Source organism: Turneriella parva DSM 21527 (genome assembly GCF_000266885.1).
GTDB lineage: Bacteria > Spirochaetota > Leptospiria > Turneriellales > Turneriellaceae > Turneriella > Turneriella parva.
This window is the reverse complement of the sequence record NC_018020.1, coordinates 2,240,809-2,262,310: the sequence shown is the minus strand read 5'-3', so window position 1 is coordinate 2,262,310 and position 21,502 is coordinate 2,240,809. Positions and strand designations below refer to the sequence as shown.

General features: G+C 54.0%; 7 protein-coding genes. 2 read left to right on the top strand and 5 right to left on the bottom strand.

Annotation, left to right across the window (positions count from 1 at the left end):
• Positions 1 to 20: 20 nt before the first annotated feature.
• Positions 21 to 1,154 carry a DegT/DnrJ/EryC1/StrS family aminotransferase gene (locus TURPA_RS10835; RefSeq protein ID WP_014803348.1) on the bottom strand — a complete coding sequence of 378 codons (1,134 nt, stop codon included), beginning with the start codon at positions 1,152 to 1,154 and terminating at the stop codon, positions 21 to 23.
• A gap of 123 nt (positions 1,155 to 1,277) precedes the next feature.
• Here TURPA_RS10835 and TURPA_RS10830 point away from each other — a divergent pair, with 123 nt between their 5' ends.
• Both TURPA_RS10830 and TURPA_RS10825 read left to right on the top strand, forming a co-directional pair.
• Positions 1,278 to 1,724 (top strand): hypothetical protein, encoded by a 447-nt coding sequence (locus TURPA_RS10830; protein WP_157210471.1) that lies wholly within the window; start codon positions 1,278 to 1,280, stop codon positions 1,722 to 1,724.
• 25 nt (positions 1,725 to 1,749) lie between these two features.
• A complete protein-coding gene (locus tag TURPA_RS10825) occupies positions 1,750 to 4,386 on the top strand; it encodes a penicillin acylase family protein (RefSeq protein ID WP_014803346.1) in 2,637 nt (878 codons plus the stop codon).
• A 14-nt stretch (positions 4,387 to 4,400) separates the two neighbouring features.
• On the opposite strand, the gene TURPA_RS10820 is transcribed toward TURPA_RS10825, so the two are convergent.
• From TURPA_RS10820 to TURPA_RS10805, 4 genes are all read right to left on the bottom strand, one after another.
• Entirely contained in the window at positions 4,401 to 10,769 is a 6,369-nt protein-coding gene (locus tag TURPA_RS10820; protein WP_014803345.1) for a LamG-like jellyroll fold domain-containing protein, read from the bottom strand.
• A gap of 181 nt (positions 10,770 to 10,950) precedes the next feature.
• Positions 10,951 to 11,421, bottom strand: coding sequence for an AgmX/PglI C-terminal domain-containing protein (locus tag TURPA_RS10815; protein WP_014803344.1), 471 nt, complete (start codon positions 11,419 to 11,421; stop codon positions 10,951 to 10,953).
• A 47-nt stretch (positions 11,422 to 11,468) separates the two neighbouring features.
• Complete coding sequence (locus tag TURPA_RS21800; protein WP_014803343.1) at positions 11,469 to 14,837, bottom strand: beta strand repeat-containing protein; 3,369 nt, start codon at positions 14,835 to 14,837, stop codon at positions 11,469 to 11,471.
• Between the two features lie 216 nt (positions 14,838 to 15,053).
• Complete coding sequence (locus TURPA_RS10805; RefSeq protein ID WP_014803341.1) at positions 15,054 to 21,395, bottom strand: LamG-like jellyroll fold domain-containing protein; 6,342 nt, start codon at positions 21,393 to 21,395, stop codon at positions 15,054 to 15,056.
• Between the last annotated feature and the right edge of the window lie 107 nt (positions 21,396 to 21,502).

The window sequence follows — 21,502 nt, the reverse complement described above, 5'->3', positions numbered from 1 at the left end:
CCAGCCGCAAAGAATTATGCTTAATAAAAACCGCGAATCGCTGCCGTAATTTTTTCAACCGCCGCCTTGTTCAACATCGGGTACAATGGCAACATCAGACCGCGCTGGTGCAGTCGCTCTGCATTCGGGAAATCAAGCGGATTCAGCGCCATGATGTGGTGCAGTGGCCCGTTCGGGAAAACACGTCGCGTTTCAATCTGCAACGACGAGAAATAACGCTGCGTATGAGAAATTTCTGACTCACCTAAAACTGGAAACGAACCACAAACATCGAATTCAGGTGCGCTGAAGAAAGTCTTCAGACGACTCGCCTTGATCGCCTCATTGTAAAGAACACCCATTCGCCGGCGCCGCTCAATAATCGCGGATAAATTGCCCAGCTGCTCAAGCCCCATCGCCGCCTGGTAATCGGTAATCGCGTAATCAAACCGCACGCGATACGGGCGATTACCCCCCTGAACACGCAGGTCTTTAATAATGGAAAAAAGATTGTGTGAATCGGTCAGCACCACAGCGCCCTTACCAATTGTCATCAAATGATCTTCGTTCAGACCTGCGATGGCGATATCAGCTTCACTGCCCGCCTGACGGCCGCCAAACTCATGACCAATCACATGGGAAACATCTTCAATCACGCGAATCTTGCGCTCCTTTCCCTTGCGCAAACCCGCAGCTTCGAGCTTCTCGTAGAACGGGCGAAAATCCTTATAAGAACCAAAAGTGTATGGCAAGAATACGGCCTTAGTACGCTCGGTGATTGCCGCAAACAGCGCATCAGCTTCAGCGTGAAACGAATCACGCGCCAGGTCAACGAGCACAACCTGCGCGCCCGTGTAGTTCGCCGCATCGATCAGATTCAAAGGCGCTGAAACCGGGGCGATAATCTCGTCACCAGCCTTCACCTCAAGAGCCAGCAATGCCATGTGAAAAGCGGATGTATAAGCATCGAGAGCAGCCGCATGCTGGTAGTCAAAAGTGCGCGCGAATGTTTTCTCAAAATTGAGCACACCCTGGCCAAATGAAACCTCTTCTAAAACCAGCGACTCGAGCACAGAGCGCAACTCGTTGCGCGACAGCGTCGGCCGTGAATATTGAATCGTACGGTTGCGCTGCGCCGTCTGCGTCGCGCCCGATACTGCAGCTTCTACTGACATATTATGTCTCATCAGACTGATGCGACATAATACGACAAGCGAAAAAGAAGAAAATCCGCAGCTGCATGAGAAAATACCGCAGCTTCGTGGTATTTAATCTATAGAAGCCCTATGCCCTACAAGATGAAAACCAGCATATCGTTACCCGCTGCAGACGAGCAGCACTGGCGCGTGCACCGAAAGAAAATCTTTGCGCGGCTACCGTCATACCTGCGGCGTTTTCACCAGCAAAAGGTTCGCCGCATAGGGCTGAAACAATTCAGTAATTGTGAGATGGGCCTTGTGCGCTTTAATGTCTATTGGGATCAGGAGAGTTATAACCAGTTGCATGCGGTTGCTCATGCATTGTGCATGAGTGTGTCGCATTTGCTGTGGCAAATTCTGCAATTTGTCGTCGCGGGTGGCGAAGTTTCTGAATCATTCAGTAATTATGCATTTAAGGCTGGTACATGGTCCAGCCGGGCCATGAGCTTTTCTGAAAAACTAGTATTTCATACCCCACCGCCCAGAAAACATCGGCACAAAACCCCCAACATCTGGGATAAACCACCCTTACGCTTTACGGCCTGAGTTTTTCCCGCCTTTTTACCGGCCTATGGCAAAAAAAGCCGCTTCGGCGCGCAAAACTGCTGCGCGTCCCAAATCGCGCAGCAATGCAAAAAATGATCGGCCGCGCATGAATACGGGCCGTGATTCCAAGGGTTCGGCAACCGGCCCCATCATCAGAACACTGCCGACTGCGATCGATTCAGAACGACCGCGTGGCAGTATTGTAAAGAAGCTGCTGATTGCAGCAGTGCTCATAATCCTCATCGGCTTTGGTTGGCTGACTTGCAAGGCCAAGCGTTCGGTAGCTGCCGAAACAGGCGCGATCAAAGTTGAAGGCATATCGGGCACGGTGACGATCGCACGCGACGCCTTCGGAGTTCCGCTCATCAAGGCCGACAGCGAGGCTGACGCATTCTTCGGCGCAGGTTATGCTGCGGCAAACGACCGGCTTTGGCAGATGTATTCGTCGAAGCTTGCCGTCACGGGGCGGCTGGCTGAAATAGCGGGTTCGAAGATGCTGCCGGTTGACGTCTACATGCGCACCGTTGGCATCAAGCGCAACGTCGATCGCGCAATCAATGCGATGCCGGCAAAGTACAAGGCGCCGCTCGAGGCGTACGCAACGGGCGTGAACGCATATCTCAAAGCGAATCCAAATCTGCCACTTGAATTTACGCTGACGGGTTACACTCCCGAACCCTGGACGATACACGACTGCGGTTATGTTTTTGGTGCGCTTTCTTTTGGGCTCGCGCTCAATATTAACGAAGAACTTTTCTTTCTCGATGCCGCGCAGAAACTCGGTGCAGAGAAAGCCGCGTGGCTTGTTCCAGTCTACCAAGATGAACCGATCCCCTTCGCCGAAGCACAGAAGCTTGACAATAAGCTCGCGGCGGATCTAGCACCGCACAGAATTCAGTTGGCTGAAGTTTTGACTGACCTCAATAAAATATTCAGAACCGGCATGCCTGCGTCAAACAACTGGGTCATCAGCGGCTCCAAGACGAAAGGTGGCAAGGCGATTCTGGCGAACGACACGCACCTGCCGCTGACAATACCTGCGCTCTGGGGCATGATGAGCATCGAATCGCCGGGCTACACAGCTGCGGGTGTGACTATTGCAGGGCAGCCATACGTTCAACTGGGCTATAACGGCAGCATCGGTTGGGGAGCGACCATGGTCGAAGCCGACTGCCAGGATCTTTTTATTGAGACCGTGAAATCTGAAAATGGCCAGACGCTGTACCTGAAATCTGACAACACCTGGGCGCCGGTCCGCGAGACGACGGAGCACTTCAAGGTGCGCTTCGGCAAAGACCGCGACGTGAAGCTACGCTTCACCCGTAACGGCCCACTCGTATCTGACGCGATCAACCAGCTGAAGACCGAGCCCGCGATGCCACTGGCGCCCACGGGCATCAAAACGGAAAAACACCTCGCAATGCGTTGGTCGCTGCAAGACGGCGACACTGCCGGCATAGGTATCTATGAAATGGGCCGCGCGCAGACGATGCAAGATTTTCGCAAGGCAACGGCAAAGATTCAATCGATCTACCTGAACCTCGTCTACAGCGACGGTGAGAATATTGCCTGGCAGACAACGGGACGCATTCCTGTGCGCACGAAAGGCACAGGACAACTGCCGTCGATCGCCGCCGAGGGCTACCGCTGGAAATCGTTTCTGCCATTTGAACAGCAGCCGCACCGCGAGAACCCCGAGAAGGGTTTTCTCGTAACAGCGAATGATCGTACGGTCGCCAAAGGCGATGCGCGAAAAATCAGCTCTGTCTGGTACAGCCCCGAGAGAGCCGAACGTATCGACTCACTGCTCGCCGCCAAAAGCGACTGGACAGGCAGCGACACGCAGAAAATGCACATGGACGTCTATTCGCGTATGGCAGAAAAAACTCTGCTGCTATTGAAAGCCGAAGAGGCGAGTGTCAACGCGGCAATTGGCCGCCTCAGCGAAAAGAAGCAGAAGCGCGCAAGATCCGCACTGGATATCTTGGCGAAATTCGACAACGTCATGCATAAAGACTCGCAGGGCGCCGCCCTCATCGGCGCGTTTTACCACGTGTTCACGCGCAACGTATTCGGCGACGAGCTCGAAATCGGCAGCGGCCTGTGGAAAGGTTTTATCGACATTAACCTCAGGTCGTACAGCGCGCCGCAAGACCATATCTTGGGCCGCGAAGAGAGCCCCTACTTTGACAATGTTAAGACGCCTGAAAAAGAAACCAAGGCCGACATGCTGGCGCTCGCGCTCGCCGATGCGTACGAGTTCTGCGGCGACGAGATGGGCGCGCCTGAAAAATGGCGCTGGGAAAAACTGCACAAAATCTACTGGAAAAGCGACGTCACAAAAGATCTCCCGCTCGGTAGCTGGTACTGGAACCATGGCCCGGTGGCGTACCAGGGCGACAGCCACACGATCAATGTCGCGCACTATGCATGGGGTGAAAACTTTGACACGTTTGTGATTCCCGCGATGCGGCTGGTGGTCGACTTCAATGAGAAAGAACCGGCGAGCCTCATTCTGCACACAGGAGTGTCGGGCAACGCGTCATCACCGCACTACCGCGACCAGATCAAGCTGTTTCTGAGCGGCAGCCAGAACGCATTGCCGTTCGGCCCGCAGGCGAAACAGCAGCAATACACAAGCGTTCTGAAGTTAGAGAAATAAAGCGGGTAGACACTCTAAGGGCAAACCGCTCCCGCCGTCAAGGGTATTGAATACTTCGACGAGAGATAGCACTCGGTAACGCGCCGTTCGGCTGTCGAGGCGTCTTTCACCGCGATGACGATGTCACCAATCTGCCCATGATACGAGCCGGCATAGTCGTACCGCGCGCCCACGAGCAGCGGTCGGGTGTTTGAGCCGATCAGGGTTGAACCGCCAACTGTCGAAGCCAGTTGTCCATTCACAAAAGTCTGAATGGCATTGCCAGCCCCGTTTACCATGCAATAGATCGACGGAGAATCGTCGGTTACCGTATCGACAACGTTTGCACCCGGCGGATCGCCAATTTCGAACTTCATCGCATTCGCGGCATTTTCTGTAATCATGCCCCAGCTATTTGCCTGAAACCCACCCCGTTTTTCAACGAGCCCCCGAAAGCCCAGGCCCCTACGCGTCAAGGCCGCGCAGACGGTCAGTCCGTTATAGGTGACCGAAGTATTGCCAAAGTCAAAATATTTGCCATCGACACCGTCGAACTCGATCGCGGGCTTTTTGCCCAGTAGGCTCGAAGAGCCGCTCACAAATTTGGGCGAGCCGGTGGGTACGCCCCCCGTTAGCGTATACCGGTCATTGATCGTTGAATCTTGCCAGTTTGTGGTAATTAGCGCACCATCGGCAAGGTGCGAATAATTGTCGGCCTGCACGTGAAAGACCATGCCAGCGACGCCATGGTCTGGGTGATATCCCGAGAGCGCCTGCACTTCAGCCTGATCAAGCACGCGATTGTAAATGCGAACATCTTGCAGAGTAATATCGCCCATGCCATTCGCGCCAATCAGCATCTGTGCCGTGTTGACAATATTTGACCCCAAACCTGTGGTATTAGCTGCTGCCTGACCATTGATGTAAATACTGTCACTAGCCCCATTTGCCGAACGCACAACCGTATAATGCGTCCAGACATTGTTGACAAATGATTCGTGGGCGCTCATTATATTGCTCGAAGCCTTGTAATTGTGAAGGTAGTTGATGTGGTCATATTTCACAACCCAGCCGTCGGCATTGAATGTCTGAAATTTGCGGATTATGCTCGTATTCAAATCACCGCCCGTCATGCTCGGTGATTTCATCCAGAACGACCAGGTCATATTGGGTGTATTCAGTGTCGTATTGTGTGCGTACGTCGCGAGCTGACCGCTCGTGAAGCGGTAAGCCGTATTCGCCACGCCATGCCGCCCAGCCGCAAGTGCTCCGGTGTTTGATACGAGTGCGTGATTATGGCCGCTTGCATCGTTTGCATCGCCAACGGTGTCCATGCGAAATACTAAACCTGCGGGTACCTGCGTCGCGAGTTGGCGCACCTGTGGTGACGACAGTGCGTTGTTGTAGATGCGCACATCGTCAACGGTAACACCATCACCACCGATCAATAAGCCGCCAGACCCGGTTGACGTGCCCAGACTCGCTAAATTGCCAACGCGTAGCGCGTTGACGTAGACTTCGGCGCCGCCGCTTGCCGTGAGGTTAGCACAAAGATGCGACCAGGCATTAAGAGGCAGTGCATACTGCGCATCGATAAAATCGTTGCCGACCGTTACTATGCCCACTCGCTGCGATCCGGACGCATTATACATTATGAGTCCGAAGTTTCCGTTTACCCCCGATCCAAAGCGCAATATGTCTTTGCGGTTTCCGTCTGATGGGTAGTTATATGGCTTCACCCAGGCGCAAACAGTACGGGGGCTTGTGCCAAGGGGTAAACCCGCCCCGCTGGCGCTATGAGCAGCCACCCCTGAATAACCGAATGCTCCACTCGTGTCGCCGTCTTTTCCAACACGCAGCGCGGGTGTGCCTGCGCTGATCGTCAGTGCGCCCCCGAGCGGCCCTTCGCCCTGCAGCGGCGCTGTCGGAGTCATTGGGTAGTGCGCCAAGAGGCCTGTCGGGCCGGTATTGTAGCTCGTGCCGGTCACGGCGGTATTATCGGTCGCATCTTGAGCCAGTTCGTTAATCTCACCTTCGTTGAGCGCGCGGTTGTAAAGGCGCACGTCGGCGACCGAACCTGCGAAGAAGAAATCCGCGCTACAGCTAGTGACAACATTATTCAAGCGCGAGCCAATGCAGAGTTTACTGCTGACCGGCGTGCTCAGACTACCGCTTTTTAGTGTGATGAGCCTGCCATTGACATAACTTCGCAACTCACCAGTTGAAGAATCCCGAAGTATGCATGCATGACTCCATATGTCATTTTCCACCGGTCTGTTGAAAGCTACATCGTTGGTGTGAACGAATATCTTCATATCGAGGCCATTCTCAACAGCTAGCCCAAACCCATTATCATCTACCCCGCGCCGACCGTAGCCTACGACACCGTCATTGCCGCTCTGAGGACCGTTGAACTTGACCCATGCGCAGAGCGTGCGCGTGCTATTGCCCACAGGCAAGTTCGTTGCACTGGCTGAAATCACATCGTTGTTGCCGTCGAAAACATATGCTCCGCTACTCTCACCGTAACGGCCGGTAGTCGGCAGCAAGTTGGCAATGGTATCTGAATCTTGAATGGTTCCGTCTTGCGGAGTTGCGACGTCGCTTGCATAGTCGTTCACCGCACCGTGAAGCGGCCAATACCCCACCAACCCCGAGTCGGTGACACGAAAGATTCGGCCACCATCGTAAGTGCCCACGAAAAGCTGCCGGCCGTCAGAGGCGATGCCGACCGGTGAATAGAATGAAGCTGCGACACCCGTGCCACTCGTGTCGGCAGCAATGCTGTTCCCAGCGATGGTCGATACGCGGCCTTTACGCAGATCGATGCGCCGCAGCCTGCGGCCTGTGTTGCCGTCGCCTGAGTACTCAGTCACGAACAGGTTAAAACCGTCGGTGGTGAGGTGATCAGGATTATAAAATCGCGCGGTGGCCAAAGGCCCGTCGGCATGGCCCGGGTCGCCAGTGCCGGCAACTGCCGTGACGGCGAAGGGAGCTGTCAGACTCACGGCGCGAATTCGGTGACCGTTAAAATCCGCAACATAGAGCACACCACCGGCAACGGCCGCGCCCGTAGCACCATTGAACTGCGCGTTAGTGCCCGTCGTGCTCGTCGCTGATTGGGGCTGGCCATCGCCGGCAATCGTGTCGACCACGCCCGTTGCAAGGTTCATGCGACGAACCCGGTTATTGGTATATTCGGTGATGTACAGATAGCCGTCGTGATATACGATTCCATTCGCACCGCCAAACGCCACCTGCGCACCTCTGCCATCGATACAACCACCTTGAAAAGTCACCGGACAATTGGTGCCGCCAGACTGCGTACCGCCGCCAGCAAGCGTCGTCACCTGCCCGGTTGCAATATGAATCTTGCGCAGGTGTCCCTGACCTGCGGCAGGCGACTCAACTACATAGAGATTCACTCCGTCAGTGGTTATCGCCTGCGGTGCATTAAACGACGCACCAGTGCCCGTACCATCGCTGGTGAGGTCGGTACCGCTACCGGCAAATGTCGTGGTGCTTGCAGGGGTTACTGTCGTGTCGATGCGGCGAATGCGGTGGTTTTCACGGTCGGCAATATAGAGAAAACCGTTCACCATCGCCATACCATACGGATTGCTAAACCGCGCGTTGGTACCCGTACCATCATTGCAGGTCGACCCGCAACTCGTGCCGGCACCACCGCCGGCAATGATCTGCGCATTGCCCCGGTAGAGCAGGTAGTTCAGCGGCGCCGGTTTGTTTGCAATGAGCGACCCGCCGCTCGTGTAGCCTGAGACGCAGGTGACGCTCAGCGCCAGACTTGCATTCATGGTCCCATATTGGTTGCCCGCGAACGCACAGTTCTGTGTTGCGGGTTGGGCGATGATCGGCAATGCATAGGTATCGCCGCTTAGAAAAACTTGCGAGAACGTTTGTGTCCCGTTGGCTGTGAATGAAAGAATTTCTCCAGAACCGAGTTGCACCCGAAAGGGTCCGTTCAGCGCGCTACTGTAACCAGCGACGGTCACGGAGAGCGCGAGCCGCGATTGTACCTCATTGCTGTCAGTTATAGCAACATTGCCTGCGCTATCAACAGCCCGCACCACAAAGTAATAGGTGATAGTAGGATTTAACCCAGATATGTTCACTGAATTCGTGTTGGAGGTATACGTCGTGGGTGACGAATAATTCCCCTGGGTTGTGGTTTGAAGAATGCGGTAACCAGCGATGCCTGCTGGGCCGACATCGGTGGTCGTATCCCAGCCGAGCGTAACGGAGGTTGAAGTTGCACTAGTCACGGTGACATTTGCGACCGTGTTGGGCCGGCTGTCTTCGCGCTGGACAAGAAGAGACGATGTGGAATACCCAAGCGCGCCGATAAAATTGGGTACACATATTTTCAGGTCATAACTGCCGACCGCACCAAAATGGTTCGGCGGGCCAGCAAATGGAGTGTTGAGTCGCACAGTAATATCCTGCCCGGCTGTTGCAACTGTGCCAGTGGCAAGTGTTGTACCGCCGCTGCAGTTGGTGCTACCGCTTTTAATCTCGTAGTTGAGGCCCGGCCGGCTCACCTGGAATGTCAGGTTCGTGAAATTATGAGCTCCCACCAGATTGCTCACGAAATTACGCGTGTTGCCGATAATCGTCACGGTCGGCAAAATTGCATCGACTGTATAGGTTGCCGTAGTTGTGCCGTCGACCACCGAGCGATTGCCCGACTTGGTGATGCACTGCCATTTGATTGTAGAAACAGAAGCATCGGGGGTTATAAATTGGTCTTGCTGTTTACCCAACAAAATGATGCCATTGGCGTCAATATTGGGGTCTGAAGGTGGCGTGGGTGGCGTGCTACCGGCAAGCACCGCGTCGGTAATTGCTACTTTGTCGGCATTCGGCGAACAGGTAAGATTCACAACCTGTACAGCGCCATATGTGCCGGTGGTGACACTCGGCGTGACAAACGGGACAGTATCATCACGAGTAATCTGCAGCGAAGCGGCGCCCCATTTGGTGGCTCCCACATTCGAAACGCACACGCGAATGTTGTTCACCCCGACATCGAGCGCCGAGGCATTAATGACAATGGGGCCTGGAGGCGGTGTGGTGCTGCCTGTGCTAAGCTCATCACCGTCAACCGCAGCGCAGCTCGTGGCATTCTTCACAATGCGGTATGTTGTGTTGGATTGATTTGTGGTAAAATTGAGAGTGGTGGTAGTATAACCGGTCACCGAAACAAATTGCCTGAAGCTGGTGTCGAGATTGACAGCCACCTCTGGTAGCGTCGTGTCGACAAGGTACGTCGCCATGCCGACGAGACTCTTGTTGCCAGCAATATCGAGGCAGCGGTACTTAACTTTGGTGCGCGTCGGGTTCGTAGGATTATTGATCGGATAACCAGCCGTCAGCAATGTGCCAACCGAAACAGCGCCGCTCGCATCAAAGTCAGGGTCAGCCGGATTCGCCGGATTCACGAGATTGCCATCCCAAGGTGATAACTGCGCCTGCTGAATGGCAATTTTATCATCATTGTCCGAACACGCGACCGTCATGGTCTTGGTGGTGTTGTAGTCGTCTGAAACGGGAGAATGAATTGCTGTCGGGGGTGTGTCGTCCCTGATAATTTCAACAGAATTAGTGCCTTTTTTATTCATGGCGGCATTGGTAATGCAAACCACAACGCGATACCTACCTGGGCCGGCAGGGAAATGCGTTTGCCTGTCGAGTGTGCGCAACACATCCGTTGCATCCGCGAGTCCAGTCCCTGTGAATATTGAAGTACCAGCAGCACAATCAACCGCGCCTGTTGTAACGCGCATATCCCAGTTATTGTTCGGATCAGTTTGATAGGCATGCCTCCACTTAATGTCGGTTGTTGTGTAGCCGCCGCCGTCCGACACACCTTTGCGATAACCCGGATTCGTTCCGGTCCTGTTGTCATCAAATTCGATTTCTATGTCTACATTGCCGGTGAGCGCGAGTGAATAGTTGACCTTATTATTATTGTAGTCTACCAAATCCGTAAAGTCAATGAGAATAGGCCCTGTCGAAACTGTATCCGGCGAGAAGGAAAGCGTATAGGTGTTCGCTGCAGTCTTGGTAATCGAAGACAGAGTCAGTTGACCTTTGCCACCCCCCGTAATCTTTACATCAGCTGGCTTCGGGTCTTTGAGTTCTTCGGAAAAAACAACTGTGAGTGTGGTGAGCCGCGAGACCAAAGCGTTTGCGATGGGCGTCGACGACCGATACTCGGGTGCCGTGTTATCAGCCTTGAAGCAACCCGCGCTTTCGTTCAGACAATTGGTGTTTTTATCGAGCTTCAGAAACGAGCAAGATACGGTTGAAAAGACAAGAAAAAGCGCGGCGACGATTCGAGTCGCTTCAACGCGAAGCGGTGTTGTTCGCTCTGGGTTCAGCATACCAATGCCAATCTCGGGCAAATTCTGGCGCGGCGCACAAGGGCGTACAGCGTTTATCGGGGCGGGGTGAAACGCTTGATACGCATTGGGGTATTTTGTCGGTGGTGCGTGAAACTCTATTTGCCGGGCAGATTTTCCCGTTTAGAACCTGTTCACCTCAGGGCAATACGAATCGTAATTTTCACCGCGGCTTCACCGTTGCTTTCTCCGCTTCGCCTTTTTCGTCGAACCGGAACGTATGCTCGACATACTTTTGCACCGGCGGTTCGGGAAACCGCCATTCCGCTATTTTACGCATGATGCAAGTCTCGAACGGTTTATTGCCCAACTCTGTCGTTACCACCTCGGGTGAAATTACCCGACCCGAAGTTGCAATCTGCCAGTCGATGCGCAGCTTGCCCGACTTTTGCGCGGGCTTGGATTCGAGGAAAGCCTTGTAGCATGCATGCAGTTCGGGATAACCCTTGAGTATGCGGTTCTTGACCGGGCCAGCGATATACGGGTCAACCTGCTTCTTGCCATCAGAATTCTGCCGGCTGAGTAATTCGACAAGCTGCGCGTTTTGTCGGCGGTTTTCGACGTAGAGAGTAACTGCTGCAATAAGCGTTACACCGCTGATAGCGTAAGGAAGGAATTTATATATTTTCTGCATAGTCTACATATTTATTGCCACCGAACTAATTTCGTGGCATGGCATCCTCAAAACGCCTTGAAGATATACACCGCGCCTGAGTTGGTGGCAGAGTTATTAGCCGATGCCGTGCCGTCGGCATTGGTAATTGTGGTCTGGTTTGAAGCCTCCCCATAAGCACCCACAACAATGGTCGAGCCCGAGACCACCACCGAGTAGCCAAAATTGTCGTTTGCATCTGCATTCGAAGCTTTCAGGTAGGCATCTTGCATCCAGTCGCCATTTGTCTCGCGCTTAAACACATAGACCGCCCCTGAGTTGGTGGCAGAGTTAATAGCCGATGCCGCGCCGTCGGTATTGGTAATTATGGTCTGGTTTGAATCCTCCTGATAAGCTCCGACAACAATGGTCGAGCCCGAAACCGCCACCGAGTAGCCAAAATAGTCAATCGCCTCTGCATTCGAGGCTTTCAGGTAGGCATCTTGCACCCAGTCGCCATTTGTCTCGCGCTTGAACACATAGACCGCGCCTGAGTCGTCGGCAGAGTTATTAGCCGATGCCGCGCCATCGGTATTGGTAATTGTGGTCTGGTTTGAATCCTCACCATTAGCCCCCACGACAACAGTCGAGCCCGAGACCGCCACCGACCAGCCAAACTGATCACTCACCTCTGCATTCGAGGCCTTGAGGTATGCATCTTGCACCCAGTCGCCGCTCGACTCGCGCTTGAAGACATAGACTGCGCCGGAGCCATTGGCAGACTTATTGGCCGATGCCGAGCCGTCGGTATTGGTAATTGTGGTCTGGTCGGCACGCTCATACCGAGCCCCCACGACAACGGTGCTGCCCGAGACCGCCACCGAGTTGCCAAATTGTTCGTCCACCCCTGCATTCGTGGCCTTGAGGTACGCTTCTTGCACCCAGTCGCCATTTGTCTCGCGCTTGAACACATAGACAGCGCCTGAGTCGTCGGCAGAGTTATTAGCCGATGCTGCGCCGTCGGTATTGGTAATTGTGGTCTGGTTTGAATCCTCACCATAAGCCCCCACGACAACGGTCGAGCCCGAGACGGCCACCGACCAGCCAAACTGATCACCCACCTCTGCATTCGAGGCCTTGAGGTACGCGTCTTGCACCCAGTCGCCGCTCGACTCGCGCTTGAAGACATAGACCGCCCCAGAATAACTGGCCGAGTTATTGGCGGATGCCGAGCCGTCGGCATTGGTGATTGTAGTCTGGTACGATTCCTCCCGAAAGGCCCCCACGATAACGGTACTGCCCGAGACCGCCACCGACCAGCCAAAATTGTCATTTGCCTCTGCATTCGAGGCTTTCAGGTAGGCATCTTGCACCCAATCGCCATTTATCTCGCGCTTAAACACATAGGCCGCCCCTGAGTTGGTGGCAGAGTTATTAGCCGATGCCGTGCCGTCGGTATTGGTAATTGTGGTCTGGTTTGAATCCTCACCATAAGCCCCCACGACAACGGTCGAGCCCGAGACCGCGACCGAGTAGCCAAAATAGTCAATCGCCTCTGCATTCGAGGCCTTAAGGTATGCGTCTTGCACCCAGGCGGTATCAGAGGCGCACTGCACCGTGATGTTGGTCACGTTGGCTGAGGCGATTGCGCCGCCATTATTGGCTACCGAGCAGACCTGGCTTGCCGGGTTGGTGAGAGCGGTCACGTCGTACGCGCTACCGCTCGCAAGGCTGGCTGCAAAGGTAAAGCTGCCATCGGCCGTCAGCGTGCGGTTCTCGCCGCCGTTGTTCTGCAAGACCAGAGTGCCGGTGAGACCAGTGACTGAACCACCCACAGTGTATGACGTTGCACAAGAGACCGTTACACTTGAAATATTTGCAGCAGCTACAGTGCCCCCGGCAGACGCGACGGTGCAGACTTGATCTGAGGGTTGCGTGCTAACGGTCACGTTGTACGCGCTGCCGCTGGTAAGCACCGTGGCAAAAGTAAAGCTGCTATTCGTGGTCAACGTGAGGTTATCGCCACCGTTGTTCTGCAGGACGACCGTGCCGTTAAGGCCGGAGACGACGCCTCCGACAGTATAAGTTGGTGCCGGCACGCTGAAAAAGAAGCTTGTCGTTGTTCCGATATTCCCCGCCTCATCTCGCGACCGCACTTTGAGCGTCGTGTTGCCGGTCGCCGGCGTCATCCACATCTCGGTCACCAATGTACCATTCGTGACATTCCCCGCCGCATCAAACGTCGGGTCGCTACCATTTGTCGTAAACGCAATCTGCGCACACTCCGCCGCACCGGTATCGAGGCATGACATGGATACATTCTGCGCTGTGGAATAAGTACCACCAGCCGGGCTGGCAGACGAAACGGGTAGAACCTCATCGCGCGCGATTTCGACCATGAGAAACCGCGTAATTGGCCCGGGCGTCGTGGTCACGCAGACGCGAAATTCATTGTCACCATCGATCAGCGCCGATGCGTTAATCGGTGTGTAGGTGTTGTCAACGTTCTGCGTCACCGCACCCGAAGCGAGCTGCGTGCCATCGCTGCAATTTGTGCCGTTCAGCCCAATAGAATAGGTGCCTGTTGCGCTCGACCGCCAGACAAACTGGGTAGAATTGATGGCCCCAGGGTTCGTGCTCACGAACAGCGAACCTGAAGACACCAAAGTGACATTTGCCCCATTCACCGCAACAATCGGGTCGGCGCTGTTAACAGTACCGTCGCCATCGAAATCGGCATTGGGAAAAGCTGCCGTAAAAATATCAGACCCGAGAATCTGTACGAGCTTATTCAAGAATGCCAACAGCATCGGGTTATTGGCGGCCATTTGAAACTCTGCATTACGCGCAGCATCACTGCCCAAATTATTAAAGTAGGTGATCAGGTTGTTTGCTATTCGACGCACCCGCGAAGGTCTTGTGATGCTGCCGCTGTTTACACGCGTAATATTCGTTTTTAGAGTTCCTGTAATCGTAAAGTGGGGCACCTGCGCCGTGATTTCATTCGTCGTCGTATTGAGCGTCGTCGCCATTGCCGTCACGGTCGAATCGTCGTTAATATAATATTGCTTCTGCGATTTCTCTTCAATACCGCCTTCGCTCATCTCGCCCTGTGGGTAAGTGACCTTAAGCGTTGCCGGAGTGAGAAAGGTTAGGCCAGAGGGTTCGAGCTTGAGCAATGACGCGCTCGCTGCGAACTCTTGCGGTACAGAACCGACAGGCGTCGCATTCGTCGTGACAGTTATGGTTTTCGTTTCAGACAGAGCGCCAGCTGGCACAGTAAAGGTCCATTGACCATTCGGGTCGCTGATCGTACCGCCGGCTGCACCAATTTGTGCACTCGTCTGGTAAGCCGCTGCGCCACTAGCGGTGTCGCCCAGGCTGCTGGCATCGTTACCACTCTTTTTACAATAAAAAAAGAAAAACCCTGCAATCAGAAAAATAGAAAACCTGCGCATAATGCCCCCGCACGCAATGATAGATAAGTGAGTTCGAACCTTTTGGCACGCGATGAGTCAGTGTGAAAAGGAGAAATTGCCCATGCTCGCGGGAGGCGGCGAGTGAAATTAGGAACGAACGTTTATGTTTCTTACCTTCCTACTGCACAACTCGATCAACGGCGCACTCGTTCTGAAACCGACCAAGCGGCACAGCACCATCGACGATGTATTTACTTAATCACACGTCACACCTGGACCAAGTGGAATCGAGTATTTGGACGACAGATAACACTCCGCAATGCGCCTGTCGGCTGGAATCAGGACTGTATTGAAGTACAGGACATCCCCGAATAGCCCGAGAAAGCTGTCGTATGCGACTGCGCCATCAAATCGGCTGCCTAGGTAGAGGGCGTTTGGGAATACGCAGGCCGATCCGGTACTCGCGACAGCAGCACCCTCGGTAACATTGGTTCCATTCTTATAGATACCGCCCGAGGCACCATTGGAAACCGCATATATCATGTTCGCATTCGGTGCGACCAAATTGATGAAATCGGCCTGTGAATTGACCCTTATAGAGGTGTTGAAATATGCAAGGCGCTGCGATGATGTATCATGCAAATAGACAAGGTTTGGGCCATACTCATACAGGGCTCGATTGCTACCTCCGTTGCCTGTTTGGCTGATTGCACCAATAATTGTTAAGTTGTCACCACCAAGATTAAGATCATTGCAACCTCGCGTGAGGTAACGGCCCGCGGTAAAACTCAGTGCTGGCCTGCCATTAATACCCGATTGCGCATACAAGGGGCCTAAGGCACCCCGAACTATGTGTAGTGGGTTACCTGAGGTATTATCCCATTGCGTAATTTCGGTATTATCAGCTAACGGGCCCAGGTGCTCAGGAATATAATGCAACTTTATGCTGCTGCTGTTTGCTGTGGCATTCCAGGTACTCACCTGCATCGGATGATACCCCGCGAGCGCGCGTATCTCGGTTGCGCTCAGTGCACGATTGTAAAAGCGCGCGTCATCGATCGCTCCTTCAAAATAGTTGCCAGCCCCTGCATCAAGCCCTATAAAGGCACCGCCCATAGGCAATGCCGGCGTCGAGGTAATCGTCGCCGGCGCAATCGCGTTAATCGGCAGAGAAACCCCGTTCAGGTATATACTCCAGGTTCCCGCTGACCTCACCAAGGCGACGTGGTTCCAGACGTGCAACGGGGCGGCTACGGTCGTTCTCAGATATCCGATACCGCCGAGAATCGCGCTGACGACGTTACCTGCCGGGCCGTCGAGATAAATGCCATAGCCATTGCTACCACTACCATTAATGACAATGTATTGCAACCACGCATGCATTGTCGTCTGCTTGAACCATGCTGACAGCGATACATTGTCAAGGCTGGTCATGACCGGGCTCGCCGTGCCAAATTTACCGCCGTTGAAGCGGTAAGATGAATTCGCCTGCAAAAACCGGTCGTTATCTGCCACTGTCGAACCAGTTGCTGTCAAGGTATTCGCGAAGCCGCTCGAGTCTGCACTATCACCATTGAAGTCATAACGTGCCATAAGACCCGCCGGCACCTGAGTCGCGAGCTGGCGAATCTGCGCGGCAGAAAGCGTATTGTTATATATCCTCACATCATCAATTTTGCCGTCAAAATAATTTGTCAGTGTCAGGTCTCTGCCGATGCCCAAAGGACCAGTCTGCGTACTCCATGAAGGGAATGCACCGGCTGTGCCTTGTTCCTTTCCATTGACATAGAGGCGCGCCAGGTTTCCGTCGTAAGAACCGCAGAGGTGGGTCCAGGCATTAAGCGGCAGCTTGTACGCAACCTCGTGGTCGCTGCCGCCCCCGGGCATCACCAGATAGTGCGAACCAGAATTTTCGCGCATGAAAAGCCCTGATTTACCATTCGCGAAATTCGAACCGTATTGTATTATTCCGTAATAATTTCCTGACGGGTAAGATGCAGGGTTTACCCACACGCACTGCGTGCGGGCCTGATTGCCGATCGGATACCCCGTTGTGTCATTGTTGTAATGATATTGTGAACTGGCAGCAACGTATCTCTTTGCACCGTTGGGGTCACCGTCTTTACCTGTCGTTAATGAAGGCAGAGGTCCATTGCCCAGACTTGCGCCGATAGGCCCACTTGGTAAGATGTTGCCCGCAAACTCGTAATGACTCAGCAAACCGGTCGCGCCGGTGCTAAAAAAAGAACCTACCTGAGCGGCGGCGGCATCTTGCGCGAGTTCGTTGATCTCACCTTCGCTTAAGGCTCGTTTGTAAATTCGTACATCGGACAGGTTGCCAGTGAATTCGTTCTCATTCGTACCCGGGCGGGCACCGATGCGCACTGGCCCGACATTCGCGAGATTGATCGTGCCAACAGTATCAGCAACAGAGCAGACCTTTTTGCCGTCGATGTACATAACCAGCAGGCTGCCGTACTTCTGCGCGACGACATGATGGTAATTGCCATCGTCGATGCGAATGCCGCTGATGCAATAAGGTGAAACAGTGCCATCCCAGCGCAGAAAAATCAACTGCCCTGGTGTTTGTGGTGGTATCGTATTCGCGCTCGAAATCTCGTTATGGTAGCGAACAGAAAAATCGTATTGGCCCGCGAACCAGTTTGTCACCAAATCATAATCACGCGGTGCCCCTGTGCTTTCGAGCTGGGTGGCGGCCGGCCTCACCCAGAAGGCAACGGAAAAGTTGGCCGCATTAAAGTGTGTATCTGCAGAGCCGGTCGCAACGCTGATGTAGTCGTCGACGCCGTCAAATGCGTAAGCTGAACTTCCCGCACCGTAACGGCCCTGGGCTGTTGTCACATCACCATTGATGGTCGCAGGCTTTGTTACCGTGCCGTCGCTGGCATATTCATTCAGGTTACCATCGAGCGGCCAATAGGCCACAAGACCAGAATCGGCAATAACGCGCAGTCGGTTGCTGCCGCCCTCGCTCGCATAGAGTTTTCTGCCATCGGTGGCCATCGAAAATAGATTGGCAAAGCCGGCGACAGGGCCCGTGCCGTCTGTGCCCGCAACCCCACCACCCGCGATGGTTGAGACGATGCCTTTGCGCATGTCGATGCGGCGAATGCGCGCGCCGGCAAATTCGGCGATATAGAGGTCGGTACCGTCGCTCACAATGCCGTGCGCGCGCGCGAACCGAGCTGCCAGCAGCGGGCCGTCTATATAGGCTTCGGTCGGGCCAGACGAACCTGCATAGAGGGTGAGTGCAGTTGCCGTGTGTGCGTTGGTGGCCTTGAGAATGCAATTGCCGTTATCCGGCGTCGCGACGTAAAGATCGTCGCCCAAAAGTGCCATGCCCTCGTGTTCGCTCACAATCGAGCTGAGCGTATCCACGACACCCGTGTCGAGGTGAATCCTCTTTATTTGTGCCACGCCGCGAAGACCGACGTAGAGCAGGTTGCGGTTCGCGTCTAAAGCGAGCCCCGAATGAAAGCCACTCGTGAGTGCGGGGTTATACTCGGCCTGAGGCGCCGCCTGGCCGGTCTGCAGTGCGCTGTATTTATAGATCCTCATTGCTGCTGCGCTACCATTCGGGTTCGCCGCGTATAGGTTGGCACCATCAGTGACCAGATGGCGCATTACGCCTGCGGTTTGATTGGCGATGGTCACCAGAGTCGCTGCGCAGTTCGTCGGGTCACACCGCTGAATTGAACTATTGCTAGTGCCCTCGCGGCGCACGAAGTAAATCATGTTGCCAATGCTCACGACACCATTGATCGACGTAGCACCAGAATAAGTAGTTGAGGATATACCCCGATACAGCATAAAGTTTAACGGGGCAGCCGGCATCGCCTGATAACGCCCGGCGACTGTATAGCCGTTGATGCAATCAATAGTGATGGTGATATTTGCAATTAGAGTACCATATTGCCGCTGCCTAATGGCACAGACTTTGCCGACCGGCACATTGGATACGCTGAAGTTGTAAGTCGAACCTGCGCTCAGCGTCGTTGACCAGGCGGCAGTTGTGGTCGTCGTCGTCGCTGTCAGCGGCGCCGTCACGGTGCCGTCGCTCAGATTAAAGTTGGTATTGCCGGTTTCTGATAGCATCGTCACTGAAATCGTCGGCTTCGTTGCCAGCGGCAAGAGAGTGACTTTGGTTTCGTTACCGGCGTTATCAACAGCGCCTGCAATGAAGTAATACGTGTTAGTCGGCACCGGCACTGTCACGTTGATGCTCGTCGCCGGGTGCGCCGCGATGTGGTTCACCGTGTTGTAAGGCCCGCCAGGTGCTTCGGCGCGGTAGATGTTGTAATAGGCAATGCCTGAGCCAGTCGTATCATCGGCGAGAGACCATTGGAGTGTGAAGTTGCCGCTACCGCCAGAGGTGAGCGAATTCAGGCCCGCGAAGGTGGGTGGGGTGGTGTCGTATTTTACCACGCGCGAAGTGTAACCTTTTGAGCCTATGCTGTTCGAGGTGCAGATATGAATTGTATATGACCCCTCGTCCAAAGCGAAATTCGTCAAATTGGCATTGATGGTAGAAGTTACCGTGGTTCCCGCTGCCAAAACTGAAGCGTTCGAAAGATTCGTACCGCTCGTCAGCACCGTGCCATCATTGCAGTTAGTGCTGCCACGGCGAATATCGTACCCGGTTATCTGGCGGTCGGCAACCCAAGTCAGTTGCACCAAACCGTTGGCACCAGGCTGTGCGCTGACCGCAGTGTGGTTTTGGTTCTGCACCGTGATAGTTGGCAGCAGGGTGTCGATAGTATAAGTCACATCATTAACGGCTGTCACATGACCAGCCTTGTCGATACACCGGTACTTGATGCGCGTACGCTTGCCAATCAAAGAAGTATCGTCACTCGTTACGGCATGAGGCCCGGTATGCAGCGTACCCGTGATGCGTCGGCCATCCGCATCAAACAGAGGGTCACCCGGGTCGGCCGGTGACGCACCTGGGGCCGAAAAGCTTTCCGTAAAAATGACGCGGTCTTCATTGTCTGAACAGCTGAACACCAGGTTTTGAACCGTACCATAATCACCGGGCGGTACGTTGACTGTCAGCGTCGAAGGCGCCGTATCGTCTCTGAGCAGAGTGAAGCCGGCCTGGCCCCACTCTGAGCCGTTGCTCACGCAAACGCGTAGATTATTTAAACCTGAAGCAATACCTGGGCTTATATTCAAAATATCTGTCAGAATGGGTGTGTTAGCTGGTGACGGTGTGGCCGTACCGCCAGAGCCCTGAGCGACAAATGTGCCGCCAGCACCGCAATCAGTGCCGCCAGGACGAATTTCCCACGCCTGACCGACCTGATTCGTACTCCACCTCAGCGTGGCAGAAGTGTACCCGCCTGCGCCAACGCCTGTGATATTCACTTCGGGGTTCGCACCGGTTTTCGTGAGGCTGATCAGCGATACGGTCGGGAAAGTGCTGTTAATTCGATATACACCTGAAACTAGCGCCGCAAATGCATTTGCCGGCGTTATATTACCGGCCTTATCGATGCAACGGTACTTGTAAATTGATCGCGTTGTATTATCTGAATAAGGCGTCACCGGCTTGTTGTCTGGATCATAGATGAAACCTGTGCCGGCCACGAGAGCGCCAGTGCTGGTATTGAAAACTGGTTCGGTCACATCGCCGGCTACAGGGTCAAAAGCCTGCGCAGCATTGCTCGCGTAGTTATAAATAATTTTGTCAACGTTGTCGCTGCAGGTAAAAGTCAGCGTCTGCGCCGCTACATAATTGCCACCAACGGGTGAGATAGCCAGAACGTCGGGCCGTGTATCGTCGCGCACGATATTGATAACGCCGATACCGAATTTATTGTTGTTAACGTTATTCAGGCATATCAGAATTTTCTGCGCTCCCGACGTGGTGATCACAGAAGTGTTAACCGTAAAGTTGTAAGTTGTTGCCGCAATAGTCGTCGAATTTGTCTCGTCGTAGGTTAGCACCGCCGAATTCACCAGAGGTGTCGCGGTCGCCGGTGTAATGGGAGTGCCGGCAGTGCAGTCTTCGGCGCCGGTGGTGAGTCTGACATGGTAAACCGTATCGCCGGCAAGCACCGGCGTATACGCAAAGCGCCACGAAACAGAAACGGTCGGGTAGCCTACTGTGCTGACACCTGTGTGCGTCGCGGTTGGCGTGACCGGGATGTTCAGATTAATGGTATATGTTATGCTCCCATTTGTGATACTATTACCAGCATAATCTTTAAGTCCGGTGAAATTTAACGTGAGCGGCCCGCCCTGATTAGGATTACGATTGTTCAGTAAGCGATAGGTAAACTTGTCAATCTTCGTCACAGATTGTACGATGAGACCCGGCTCGCTATAGACAAAATCTGAGGGCTGCGGGTTATTCAGCTCTTCTGAAAACATGAGCTGAACTTCACCCAACGTAGATACGACAACTCCCGGAGCCGGCAAAACTGTTTGAACGAAACTCGGCCGCGTCTTGTCTTCTTTAAAGCACGCCGTCTTATCGTTCAAACAATTCGTCTCTTTGTCTAGCTTCAGAAAAGAGCACTGAACGCAGAGCAGAACAAAGGCAATAGCGACCGGTTTTATGAAATTTTGCATATAGGGCTTGCGCTCTTGTGGTCGGCACCACCAACAGAGCTTACCCGATACGCTGTAACCGTCCAGCGTTTTTCAACGGCAATGTTTCTGCTTCAATACCCATTACC